This window comes from Flavobacterium sp. 270 (assembly GCF_004368785.1).
Classification (GTDB): Bacteria; Bacteroidota; Bacteroidia; order Flavobacteriales; family Flavobacteriaceae; genus Flavobacterium.
In genome coordinates this window covers 198872-211167 of record NZ_SODM01000006.1, presented here as the reverse complement: position 1 = coordinate 211167, position 12296 = coordinate 198872, and the positions used below count along the sequence as shown (strand labels likewise).

The window sequence follows — 12296 nt, the reverse complement described above, 5'->3', positions numbered from 1 at the left end:
AACTTTTTTTTAAAGAATTCTAAAAATTTAAGATTTCTTTTGAAATTTTCTTCTACAAAGCGTTTTTCCGCTGTGCTTTCCACCATCTTTCTGGCAATTCTTGATTGCAAGCCGACAAATATTCGTCGTAAGAACACGGTAATAACGTATTTCTTTTCAATTTATTGTGACCATTCGTTTCGTAAGGAATTTCTATCCACCAACGATCTGTTTTGTCACTTTTGTAAAAAATAAGTTCTTCATCTTCAAGAGGAACTATATATTTTAAATAGTTTGTTCTGCTTCCAAAAGGATATTCTTTTGAACGATAATGATACCCTTCTATAAAATACCAAGCTATTTGCGCAATAATTGCTGATTCCTGCAATGTACTATTGTGATTAAAAATTCCAAAAGAAGATACTTTATCACTAATACCGGCATATCTGGCCAAAGCACAAATCTCTTTTCCATTAAATCCGTTTGGCTCAAAAGATATTGCATTTCCTGAATCTGAAGACTTTACTGAATTTAAATCTATAGAAACTAAATCTGCATCTCTAAATACAGGCTCTGCAAGCGCAATTTTATTTGAAATTTCACCTAAACGATACGCATCAAAAAACAACTTTTCTATTAAGTCAATTTCTTCCTGCGAGTTATAATAGGTCTGATATCCTATGTTACAGTAGTTAAACAAGTTATTAGGTTCGTCTATTATAATTTTTGTTAAATAGGAATTTGCAGAAACAGATTCATTTTCTTTTCCAAAATCAAATCTATTGTCTACAGCAACAAAATTTACCATCTGTTCAAGACTATCATATGCACGATACATGGCATAAGTTAAATCCTGCGAACCTCCTAGAACTATAGGAATGATTTTATTTTTGATTAATGCTGCAGTTACTTTTTGAAGTGCGAAGTAAGTATCTTCTACAGAATCTCCTGCAAGAATATCACCTAAATCAGCAATAGATGCATCCCAGTTACCAGGAAACATACTGTAAAACTTCTTACGAACAGCCGTTAGGTTAACTTCATTAACCATATTAATGTTGCGACGATCTTCTAAAACGCCTACAATTGCAATATTTATTTTGCTGATATCCGGAAACTGATCTTGGGTATGAAAGACAACTTTACTCCCCAACTCTTGTGAAGACAATGAGCTGATGAATTTTAGCATTGAATCGTTTACCGGTTCTAGAAAATCAAATTCCATTTATTATTTCTTTTTAGCAGCTGCCGTTTTTGCCGGAGCTTTCTTAGCTGTTGTTGTTTTCTTTGCTGCAGTGGTCTTTTTAGCTGCCGTTTTTTTAGCAGGAGTTTTTGCTGCAATCATTTCCTGAACCTGAGCCAATGTCAATTTTGTGGCATCAACATCTTTACTAAGTTCAATTTTGATTTTTCCTTTAAGGATAACCGAGCGTCCCCAACGTGCTTTTTCAACAACAATTCCTTCTTCTTCCCAATTGTGAAGAACTTTATCAATATTCTTTTGTAATTTATCTTCGATTAGTTCTTCAACATCAGCTTGAGATAAATTATCAAAATTGTATTTTTTACTTACATTTACAAAAAGACCGTTCCATTTAATGAAAGGACCAAAACGCCCCACACCTTTCTGCACTCCTTCTCCTTTGTAAACAGCAATTGGAGCATCAGCCAATTCTTTTTCATCAATTAATTCCTGAGCTCTTTCTTTAGAAACTCCAAGCGGATCTTCTCCTCTTGGCAATGAAATAAAAACACTTCCGTGACGTACATAAGGACCATAACGACCATTATTTACTTCAACTTCTTCTCCTTTATATTCACCTAAACTTTTTGGAAGCAAAAATAAATTCAAAGCTTCTTCTAGCGTAATATTCCCAATATTTTGATCTGCCATTAAGCTGGCAAACTTTTTATCCTCGTCATCCGCTTCTCCAATCTGAGCCATTGGCCCAAATTTTCCTAAACGAACAGATACTTGTCTTCCGTCTGCATCTTTTCCTAAAATTCTTTCGCCGCTTTCACGTTCTGCATTAGCTTCAACCTCTTTTACATTTGGATGAAATTTATTGTAGAACTCCTGCATCATTTTTGCCCAGTCAATATTTCCTTCGGCAATCTCATCAAAATCCTGTTCTACTTTTGCAGTAAAATTATAGTCTAATATATTTCCGAAGTTCTTAACTAAGAAATCAGTAACAATAGTTCCGATATCTGTTGGAACTAATTTTCCTTTATCAGAACCTGTATTTTCTTTTAGTAGTTTCTCGTCAACTTTACTTGCTTGTAATGTAAGCTGCGTGTAATTACGTTCTTGACCTTCAAGAGTTCCTTTTTCTACATAGTTTCTGTTGATGATTGTAGAAATAGTCGGTGCATACGTAGACGGACGTCCGATTCCTAATTCTTCTAATTTTTTCACCAAAGATGCCTCTGTATATCTTGCAGGCGGTCTAGAATATCTTTCAGTTGCAGTAATGTAATTATTAACTAATTTCTCATTTACTTTAAGTGCCGGAAGCATTCCTTCCTGCTCTTCTTCATCATCATCGTGACCTTCTAAATATACTTTTAAGAAACCTTCAAAAAGTAAAACTTCTCCAGAAGCGGTAAAAATTTCGCTGTGATTATTAGCTTCAATTTTTACGTTAGTTCTTTCTAATTGTGCATCACTCATTTGAGACGCCAAAGTTCTTTTCCAGATCAAATCGTACAAACGAGCCTGATCACGGTCGATATTTACAGTATGACGCGACATATCTGTCGGACGAATTGCTTCGTGCGCTTCTTGTGCTCCTTTACTTTTGTTTGCAAAAGTTCGAGGTTTAGAAAATTCTTTTCCGTAAGATTTGATGATTTCAGCTTCTGCAGCGTCCATAGCATCTTTAGAAAGATTTACACTATCCGTTCTCATATACGTAATAAGTCCGGCTTCGTACAAACGCTGCGCCAATTGCATCGTGATTCCAACTGGCAAATACAGCTTTCTTGCTGCTTCCTGTTGTAAAGTAGATGTTGTAAATGGTGCTGTTGGTGATTTTTTGGTAGGTTTAGTTTCTAAATCTGCTACCTTATATATAGAACCGATATTTTGTTTTAAGAAATCTTCGGCTTCTTTTTTTGTATTGAAGTTTTTTGGCAGTTTTGCTTTTAGCGTTTTTCCTGCTTCGTTTACAAATTCTGCTACAACTGAATAACTGGCAATTGCATTAAAATTCTGAATTTCACGTTCTCTTTCTACAATCAAACGAACAGAAACAGATTGTACACGTCCGGCAGAAAGTCCGCCTTTAATTTTTCTCCATAGAACTGGCGATAATTCATAACCCACTAAACGGTCTAAAACACGACGCGCTTGTTGTGCATTTACTAAATTGTAATCAATTTCTCTCGGATTATCAATTGCTTTAAGAATCGCAGTTTTGGTAATTTCGTGAAAAACAATTCTTTTGGTTTTTTTAGTATCTAGTTTTAATTCTTCCGCCAAGTGCCAAGAAATAGCCTCCCCCTCGCGGTCCTCATCGCTCGCTAACCAAACCATTTCGGCATTCTTAGAAAGTGTTTTTAGTTTACTTACTAAAGCTTTTTTATCTGGTGATACCTCGTACTTAGGCTTAAATCCGTTTTCTACATCTACACCTATTTCCTTTGATGGTAAGTCGGCTATGTGACCATAACTCGACTCAACCTGATAATCGCTTCCTAAAAACTTCTCGATTGTTTTGGCCTTTGCAGGTGACTCAACTATTACTAAATTCTTTGCCATTGGTTCATTTTTCTGCAACAAAAGTATCTATTTTTTTTAAATAACTGCCTAGCGAATGCATTTTTGAGTTATTTTAATATTATGATTCCTAAAATTGCATATTTAATTATAAACACATCTATTATATATATAGGAGTAATTTTTAATCGTTTGATGTATGAGAATATCGCTTTTTTTGAAATTTTAGATTTCAGGAGTTTAGAATTTAGATTGCAGATTTTAGAGTTTAGATTTTAGAGTTTAGATTTTTGATTAAGAAAAAAATACCTCAATTGATTTAGAATTAATAATCCCCTTTTTAGAAAATCTGCAATCTAAACCCTGAAATCTAAAATTCTCAAAACATTGTTAATTCTTTATCTGACATCTTGTCACAATTATAGGTTTTGCGTTATCTTTGCACTTTGAAATTACACAATGGAAAAGATTATTGAAGAAAGCAAGCAGGGCGAAAGTCTTGTTTTAGAAAATAAACCTGAGAATACTAAAAAACTTTTTATAGAAAGTTACGGCTGTGCGATGAATTTTTCGGACAGTGAGGTCGTAGCTTCCATTTTGTCTGAAGGCGGTTATAACACCACGTCTGTTCTTGAAGAAGCTGATTTGGTTTTAGTAAATACTTGTTCTATTCGAGATAAAGCCGAGCAAACAATCCGTAAGCGTTTGGAGAAATATAATGCGGTAAAACGCATTAATCCGAAAATGAAAGTTGGCGTTTTGGGCTGTATGGCCGAGCGTTTAAAAAGTCAATTTTTGGAAGAAGAAAAAATAGTCGATCTTGTTGTTGGTCCTGATGCTTACAAAGATTTACCGAATTTATTGGCGGAAGTTGAAGAAGGCCGCGACGCAATCAATGTAATTTTATCGAAAGAAGAAACTTATGGAGATATTTCGCCTGTTCGTTTAATGAGCAACGGAATTACCGCTTTGGTTTCGATTACGCGTGGATGCGACAATATGTGTACGTTTTGTGTTGTGCCTTTTACACGCGGACGCGAACGCAGCCGTGAACCTCAAAGTATCATGAAGGAAATTCAGGATTTGTGGAATAAAGGTTTTAAAGAAATCACTCTTTTAGGTCAAAACGTTGACAGTTACCTTTGGTACGGCGGCGGTTTGAAAAAAGATTTCGTAAATGCTTCTGAAATGCAAAAAGCAACAGCAGTAGATTTTGATCAATTGCTTGAAATGGTTGCTGTTGGTTTTCCTAAAATGCGTATTCGTTTTTCAACGTCTAATCCACAAGATATGCATGAGAGTATTTTGCATGTCATTGCCAAATATCCAAATATCTGTAAACATATTCACTTACCAGTTCAGTCTGGAAGCAACAGAATTTTAAAAGAAATGAATCGTCTGCATTCTCGTGAAGAATATATGGCTTTGATTGATAAAATCAGAGCAATTGTTCCGAATGCTTCGATTTCACAGGATATGATCGCCGGTTTCCCAACAGAAACTGAAGAAGATCACCAAGACACCATGAGTTTAATGGAATATGTGAAATATAATTTCGGTTATATGTATTCGTATTCGGAGCGTCCAGGAACTTTGGCCGGAAGAAAAATGGAAGATGATGTTCCAGAAGAAACTAAAGCAAGAAGATTGCAGGAAATTGTAGATTTACAGCAAAAACATGCTTGGTTTAGAAGTGAAGAATTTGTGGGACAGGTTGTAGAAGTTTTAGTAGAAAAAGTTTCTAAAAAATCAGCAGCAGAATTCTCAGGAAGAAACTCGCAGAGTATTACGGTAGTTTTCCCAAAAGAAAATTATAAAATTGGAGATTTCGTAAATGTAAAAATCACAAGCTGTACCAGCGGAACTCTTAAAGGTGAAGCTGTGGGGTTGAGCGGCATGAATTAAAAAGTTTTTTTGCCACGAATTTCTCGAATTTCACAAATTTTTAGAATCTGTTGAGATAGATTTAAATTGAAAATGCAGAAATAAAAAGTAGTATTTTTCTTTATTTTATTTTTAGTTTTGTTAAAAACAAAATATGGAATTATACAGAAAAGAAGAATATTATAAGATTGTTGGCATTTGCATGGAAGTTCATAGAATATTGGGTGGCGGACTTTTAGAAATTGTTTATAAAGATGCTTTAGAGTATGAATTTAAAAAACATAACATTCCTTATGAACGCGAAAAAAAATATGACATTCATTATAAAGAAATTGTTTTAGCACATCATTTCTATGCTGATTTTGTTATTTATGATGAAATTATTTTTAGAAGTCAAAGCATCTAAAGAAATTGTGGATGAACACACTGCTCAAACAATAAATTATTTAAGACTTGCTGATAGTGATTTAGGAATTATAGTTAACTTTAATAAAAAGACATTACAACATAAAAGAGTAATCCATTAACCACATTTCAAAAAATTAGTGAAATTCGAGAAATTCGTGGCTAAAAAAATATAAGCCAAAATTGTGTCGGTTCAAATTAAAACTTGAAACCTGAAACAAATAAAAACTTGAAACAAAAAATACATGGAAACAGTTCAAGCAATAAAACAACGTTTTGAAATTATTGGAAATGATCCAAAATTAAACCGCGCTATTGAAAAAGCGATTCAGGTTGCTCCTACTGATATTTCGGTAATGGTAACTGGAGAAAGCGGTGTTGGTAAAGAAAACATTCCGAGAATCATCCATTCACTTTCTCACAGAAAGCACGGAAAATATATTGCTGTAAACTGTGGTGCAATTCCGGAAGGAACGATTGACAGTGAACTTTTCGGACACGAAAAAGGAGCTTTTACAGGTGCTACAAGTACACGTGAAGGTTATTTTGAAGTAGCTGACGGCGGTACTATTTTCTTGGATGAAGTTGGAGAATTACCATTAACAACTCAGGTTAGATTATTACGTGTACTTGAAAACGGAGAATTTATAAAAGTAGGTTCATCTCAGGTTCAGAAAACTAATGTGAGAATTGTTGCCGCGACCAATGTGAATCTATTCAATGCAATCGAAAAAGGGAAATTCCGTGAAGATTTGTATTATCGTTTGACTACGGTTGAAATCACATTACCTCCATTACGAGAAAGAAACGATGATATTCATTTGTTATTCAGAAAATTTGTTGCCGATTTTGCTCACAAATACAAAATGCCTCCGTTAAAATTAGACGATGACGCTGTACAATTGCTGCAAAAATTTAGATGGAATGGAAATATCCGTCAATTGCGAAATGTGGCGGAGCAGATTTCGGTTTTAGAAACCAATCGCGATATTACTTTGGCTACTTTACAATCTTATCTTCCGGCTGAAGGAACAAATTTACCTTCTGTAATTAGCGACAAGAAAAAAGAAAGTGATTTTAGTACCGAAAGAGACATATTATATAAGGTTCTTTTTGACATGAAAAGCGATTTGAATGATTTAAAAAAACTCACTTTAGAATTAATGCAAAACGGTTCATCAAAAGTGCAGGACATCAATCCAAACTTAATTCAAAAGATATATGGCTCTCAGCAAACTGACAGCGAAATAGATTTTGAAGAAGAACCAAGAACCGCTGTAATGACGCCTGCCGTTCGCGAAGATAATTATCAAATTCAGGATGACAATAATTATTTGGATGCTGAAACAATTGAAGAAGAAGAAATTTTACGTTTAGAACAGAAAGAAATCGAAATGATCAAAAAATCATTAGAAAAAAACAAAGGAAAACGTAAAGCTGCTGCAGATGAATTAGGCATTTCTGAAAGAACTTTATACCGTAAAATCAAACAATTCGATTTATAAACTTATAAATTCCATATTAAAGCAAATCCCAAAAAATAAATTCCAAATTCCAAATTAGTATATTTGAAAAAAATTGGAAATTGGAATTTCTAAAATTGGATTCTTTAAAAACTGTTATGAAAAAAATATATCTTTTATTCGCATTCATGAGCTTATTTATGTTAAGTGGCTGTAAATTCTACAATTTTACAGGAACAGGAGCTATTGATGCAAAAACTTTTCAAGTTAACTTTTTCCAGAATAATGCTGATTTGATTGAACCCGGTATCGACAGAACTTTCACAATCGGTTTACAGGATTTAATTCAAAATCAAACGAACTTAAGTTTAGTGAGTAATGGTGGAGAATTAGTTTATGAAGGCGAAATTGTAGATTACAGAATATCACCAATGACTGCAACTGCTGTAGATGCAACTGGTAATGTGGGAGCTGCACAAAACCGCTTGACGATTCGTGTGAATGTTCGATTTACAAACAAAAAGAAAGAAACCGATGATTTTGAAAAACCTTTCGAATTTTACTATGACTTTCCAGGAAGAGATCTGCCAACAGGTTCAGTATTAAACGAGGCGATCAGGGTTATTTTTGAGAGAATTACGCAGGATATTTTTAATGCGTCATTAGCAAAATGGTAAAACATTAATTTGATAATCGCTTAAATTTCAAATTAATTTAAACGATTAAACAAAATATAAAACAATTAAATAAAAGAATAAAGATTAAAAAATGAACGTAACTGATTATACCTACTTAATGAACAAACCCGATGCTATTACAGAAAAGCAGACGGACGCATTAGGAAGTGTTTTGAATGAATTTCCGTATTTTCAAAGTGCGAGAGCATTGCGATTAAAAGGACTTTACAGTCAAAACAGTTTTAAGTATAATTATGCGCTAAAAGTTACCGCTGCACATACAGCAGATCGTTCAGTTTTGTTTGATTTTTTAACTTCAGAAAGCTTTACAGCTATTCAAGCTGAATTTTATGAGCAAAAACTTAAAGAACTACTGCAAATTAATGTTGTTGACAGCGAAGTAGTAGTTTCATCTGAAATTAAGAAAATCAGTGAAGTTAAAATTGATCCTATAGAAAAATCAATTTTAGATTCTATTAAAGAAGCAACAACCGTTACTTTTGAAAAAGCACCAATAGCTGAAGATAAAATCGAATCTGTTCCAGAACAGCCTATTATCGAAGCCATCAAAAAAATCGAAGCTGTTACTTTTGAAGAACCAATTGTAAAAGTTATAGAAATAAAAACAGATCCAATTGCAGAACAATCTATTTTAGACGCGATTAAAAAAATCGAAACGGTTACTTTTGAAGAGCCTTCTAAAATCGAAGAAACTAAAATTGATCCTGTTGTTGAGCAATCTATTCTGGATGCAGTAAAGACAATTGAAACGGTAACTTTTGAAGAACCGGAAAAAATTGAAATCAAAATCGAGCCTGTTATCGATCAGTCTGTTTTGGATGCCGTAAAAACAATTGAATCTGTGACTTTTGAGGAGCCAGAAAAAGTTGAAGAGCTAAAAACGGAAGAACCAGAAATCGAAGCCGAAGAACATGTTCTTGCCGCTATAAAAGAAATAGAAGCCAGAATTCCTGAAGTTCGCGTTGATGATATAGAACAAGCTGTATCTACAAATATAGAAGAAGCTTCAACTGTAGCTTTTGAAGAAGTAAAAGAACAAGAAGCTGAAGAAGAAAAAATTAATGAGCCTGTACTAACTGCCATCGAGCATTTAGAAATAGGAAAACCATTGGATTTTTCTCTTAATGAAAAACATTCTTTTCAGGAATGGCTGCAACTATCCAGAACAGAGCCTATTGACCGATCAAACGAAACTTTTACCGAAAGTACAGATGAAGAAAAAGCGGCTCAAATTGAAATAGAAGACGAAGAAAGAAGAAAAAAAGCAGAAATTATAGATAAATTTATCGAAACAAACCCGAAAATTCCACCTATAAAACCAACTGCAATTACACCGACAGTACAGCTTGATCCCAATAAAGACGAGGACAATTCGTATTTAATGACAGAGACTTTAGCCAGAGTATATTTGGAACAAAAAAAATATACAAAAGCGATACAAGCATATGAAATATTAATTTTGAAATATCCAGAAAAAATTAGTTTCTTTGCAGACCGTATTTCGGATATTAAGATTTTACAACAAAATAACAATAACAATAATTAAGTAATGAGCACATTTTCAATTTTTTTAGTTTTAATCACAATAGTTTGTTTTCTATTGATCGTAGTTATTATGGTACAGAACCCTAAAGGTGGCGGATTATCGTCTACAATTAGTGGAACTCAAATGTTAGGTGGAGTACAAAAAACAACAGACTTTTTAGATAAAAGTACTTGGACATTGGCTACTATCTTAATTGCTTTAATCTTACTTTCTAGCTTAAGTTTCTCAGGATCATTAAGCGATACAGAGTCTAAATTAATTGAAAAAACAGAAGCTCCTGCAACAAACGCACCAGCAGCTCCAGCTCAAGGAACTCCTGCGCCAACAACACCAGCAGCGAAATAATTTATTTGATATAAAATGAAATGCCAGCCTGTCAAAGCTGGCATTTTTTTTAGGAAAAAATGTCAGTTTTACCAGCATGGCATAATTTCTGAAAGTTTTTGAACATTAAAAAGTATAACCTTATAACATATAAAAAAATTATGGCATTAAACATTAAACCGCTTTCAGACCGCGTACTTATCGAGCCTGTTGCTGCAGAAACTAAAACTGCTTCGGGAATCTTTATTCCAGATACTGCCAAAGAAAAACCACAAAAAGGAACTGTCGTAGCTGTAGGAAACGGATCTAAAGATCACACTATGACTGTAAAAGTTGGAGACACTGTACTTTACGGAAAATATGCAGGTACAGAATTAAAATTAGAAGGTACAGATTACCTAATTATGCGTGAAGACGATATTCTTGCGATAATCTAAAAATAGTATTAAGTACTAACCACTCAGTACTCAGTACTAAGTACCCATAGAACTTGAAACAAACTAAACTTTAAACAAAAAATTAAAAGATGGCAAAAGATATAAAATTTGATATTGAAGCACGTGACGGATTAAAACGTGGTGTTGATGCATTGGCAAATGCTGTAAAAGTAACTCTTGGACCAAAAGGTCGTAACGTAATTATCGGAAAATCATTTGGTGGACCAACTGTTACTAAAGATGGTGTTTCTGTTGCAAAAGAAATCGAATTAAAAGATCCATTAGAAAACATGGGTGCACAAATGGTTAAAGAAGTTGCTTCTAAAACCAATGATTTAGCTGGAGACGGAACTACAACTGCTACCGTTTTAGCTCAGGCTATCGTAAAAGAAGGTCTTAAAAACGTTGCTGCAGGAGCAAATCCAATGGATTTGAAACGCGGTATCGACAAAGCGGTTGAAGCTATCGTTGCTGACTTAGCAAAACAAGCTAAAGTAGTAGGAAGTGATTCTGATAAAATCAAACAAATTGCTTCTATCTCTGCAAATAATGACGAAGTTATTGGTGATTTAATCGCTACAGCTTTCGCTAAAGTTGGAAAAGAAGGTGTAATTACTGTTGAAGAAGCTAAAGGAACTGACACTTTTGTGGATGTTGTTGAAGGAATGCAGTTTGACAGAGGATACCTTTCTCCTTATTTTGTTACAAATCCTGAAAAAATGGAAGTTGAATTAGATTCTCCTTACATTTTATTATACGATAAAAAAGTATCTTCTCTTAAAGAATTACTACCTGTTTTAGAGCCAGTTGCTCAATCTGGAAAACCTTTATTGATTATTGCTGAAGATGTTGACGGAGAAGCTCTTTCTACATTAGTAGTAAACAAATTAAGAGGTGCTCTTAAAATTGCTGCTGTAAAAGCACCAGGTTTTGGAGACAGAAGAAAAGCAATGCTAGAAGATATCGCAATCTTAACTGGCGGAACTGTAATCTCTGAAGAAAGAGGATATACGCTTGAAAATACAACTATCGAAATGTTAGGAACTGCAAAAAGAGTTTCTATCGATAAAGATAACACTACAATTGTAAGCGGTGCTGGTGAAGCAGATATCATCAAAAACCGTGTAAACCAAATTAAAGGTCAGATGGAAACAACTACATCTGATTACGATAAAGAAAAATTGCAAGAGCGTTTGGCTAAATTAGCTGGTGGTGTTGCTGTTCTTTATGTTGGTGCGGCTTCTGAAGTTGAAATGAAAGAGAAAAAAGACAGAGTTGATGATGCATTACACGCTACTCGTGCAGCTGTTGAAGAAGGAATCGTTGCTGGTGGAGGTGTTGCTTTATTAAGAGCAAAACTTGCTTTAGCAGCTTTAAAAGCAGACAACGCTGATGAAGCTACAGGAATTCAAATCGTTTCTCGCGCTGTAGAATCTCCTTTGAGAACTATCGTAGAAAATGCTGGTCTTGAAGGTTCTGTTGTTGTAGCTAAAGTTGCAGAAGGTTCTGGTGATTTTGGATACAATGCAAAAACTGACGAATATGTTGACATGCTAAAAGCTGGAATTATCGATCCTAAAAAAGTAACTCGTGTTGCATTAGAAAATGCTGCATCTGTTTCTGGAATGATCTTAACTACAGAATGTGCATTAATTGATATTAAAGAAGAAAGCGCTGGCGGAATGCCAATGGGTGGCGGTATGCCAGGAATGATGTAATCGTTCTTAACTTCTTAAAATTTAAAGCGCCGGAATTATCTGGCGCTTTTTTTTGCCACGAATTACACTAATTTTTACATTCGATAAGAAAAATGAATTCGTGCAAATTCGTGTAATTTGC

At 34.2% G+C, this 12296-nt stretch carries 11 protein-coding genes; 9 read left to right on the top strand and 2 right to left on the bottom strand.

Annotated features, from left to right (window positions below):
* Positions 1-52: 52 nt before the first annotated feature.
* Both EV144_RS20380 and topA read right to left on the bottom strand, forming a co-directional pair.
* Positions 53-1204 carry a formimidoylglutamase gene (locus EV144_RS20380; protein WP_134150995.1) on the bottom strand — a complete coding sequence of 384 codons (1152 nt, stop codon included), beginning with the start codon at positions 1202-1204 and terminating at the stop codon, positions 53-55.
* A 3-nt stretch (positions 1205-1207) separates the two neighbouring features.
* A complete protein-coding gene (gene topA, locus EV144_RS20375; protein WP_134150994.1) occupies positions 1208-3742 on the bottom strand; it encodes a type I DNA topoisomerase in 2535 nt (844 codons plus the stop codon).
* 417 nt (positions 3743-4159) lie between these two features.
* On the opposite strand from topA, the gene miaB reads away from it, so the two are divergent.
* The 9 genes from miaB to groL all read left to right on the top strand — a co-directional run bounded on the left by miaB (position 4160) and on the right by groL (position 12175).
* Positions 4160-5605: a tRNA (N6-isopentenyl adenosine(37)-C2)-methylthiotransferase MiaB gene (gene miaB / locus EV144_RS20370; protein ID WP_134150993.1), complete on the top strand. Its 1446-nt coding sequence runs from the start codon at positions 4160-4162 to the stop codon at positions 5603-5605.
* 133 nt (positions 5606-5738) lie between these two features.
* Positions 5739-5990, top strand: a complete 252-nt coding sequence (locus EV144_RS20365) for a GxxExxY protein (RefSeq protein ID WP_317129090.1) — start codon at positions 5739-5741, stop codon at positions 5988-5990.
* Positions 5938-6111: a GxxExxY protein gene (locus EV144_RS24430; RefSeq protein WP_317129089.1), complete on the top strand. Its 174-nt coding sequence runs from the start codon at positions 5938-5940 to the stop codon at positions 6109-6111. The genes EV144_RS20365 and EV144_RS24430 overlap by 53 nt, the downstream gene beginning before the upstream one ends.
* 123 nt (positions 6112-6234) lie before the next feature.
* Positions 6235-7494, top strand: a complete 1260-nt coding sequence (locus tag EV144_RS20360) for a sigma-54 interaction domain-containing protein (RefSeq protein WP_134150992.1) — start codon at positions 6235-6237, stop codon at positions 7492-7494.
* Positions 7495-7610: 116 nt separating this feature from the next.
* A complete protein-coding gene (locus EV144_RS20355; protein ID WP_134150991.1) occupies positions 7611-8129 on the top strand; it encodes an LptE family protein in 519 nt (172 codons plus the stop codon).
* A 91-nt stretch (positions 8130-8220) separates the two neighbouring features.
* Complete coding sequence (locus EV144_RS24470; RefSeq protein WP_134150990.1) at positions 8221-9696, top strand: tetratricopeptide repeat protein; 1476 nt, start codon at positions 8221-8223, stop codon at positions 9694-9696.
* 3 nt (positions 9697-9699) lie between these two features.
* Positions 9700-10041, top strand: a complete 342-nt coding sequence (gene secG / locus EV144_RS20345; protein ID WP_134150989.1) for a preprotein translocase subunit SecG — start codon at positions 9700-9702, stop codon at positions 10039-10041.
* Positions 10042-10181: 140 nt separating this feature from the next.
* Positions 10182-10457, top strand: coding sequence for a co-chaperone GroES (gene groES / locus EV144_RS20340; RefSeq protein ID WP_012023920.1), 276 nt, complete (start codon positions 10182-10184; stop codon positions 10455-10457).
* Between the two features lie 89 nt (positions 10458-10546).
* Positions 10547-12175, top strand: coding sequence for a chaperonin GroEL (gene groL, locus EV144_RS20335; protein ID WP_134150988.1), 1629 nt, complete (start codon positions 10547-10549; stop codon positions 12173-12175).
* Positions 12176-12296 lie beyond the last annotated feature (121 nt).

Bases quoted from the DNA above. Each gene is read 5' to 3' on its own strand.
- EV144_RS24470 (WP_134150990.1), top strand. From the start codon at position 8,221: ATGAACGTAACTGATTATACCTACTTAATGAACAAACCCGATGCTATT.
- EV144_RS20380 (WP_134150995.1), bottom strand. From the start codon at position 1,204: ATGGAATTTGATTTTCTAGAACCGGTAAACGATTCAATGCTAAAATTC.
- groES (WP_012023920.1), top strand. From the start codon at position 10,182: ATGGCATTAAACATTAAACCGCTTTCAGACCGCGTACTTATCGAGCCT.
- secG (WP_134150989.1), top strand. From the start codon at position 9,700: ATGAGCACATTTTCAATTTTTTTAGTTTTAATCACAATAGTTTGTTTT.
- EV144_RS20365 (WP_317129090.1), top strand. From the start codon at position 5,739: ATGGAATTATACAGAAAAGAAGAATATTATAAGATTGTTGGCATTTGC.
- topA (WP_134150994.1), bottom strand. From the start codon at position 3,742: ATGGCAAAGAATTTAGTAATAGTTGAGTCACCTGCAAAGGCCAAAACA.
- EV144_RS20355 (WP_134150991.1), top strand. From the start codon at position 7,611: ATGAAAAAAATATATCTTTTATTCGCATTCATGAGCTTATTTATGTTA.
- groL (WP_134150988.1), top strand. From the start codon at position 10,547: ATGGCAAAAGATATAAAATTTGATATTGAAGCACGTGACGGATTAAAA.
- EV144_RS24430 (WP_317129089.1), top strand. From the start codon at position 5,938: ATGCTGATTTTGTTATTTATGATGAAATTATTTTTAGAAGTCAAAGCA.
- EV144_RS20360 (WP_134150992.1), top strand. From the start codon at position 6,235: ATGGAAACAGTTCAAGCAATAAAACAACGTTTTGAAATTATTGGAAAT.
- miaB (WP_134150993.1), top strand. From the start codon at position 4,160: ATGGAAAAGATTATTGAAGAAAGCAAGCAGGGCGAAAGTCTTGTTTTA.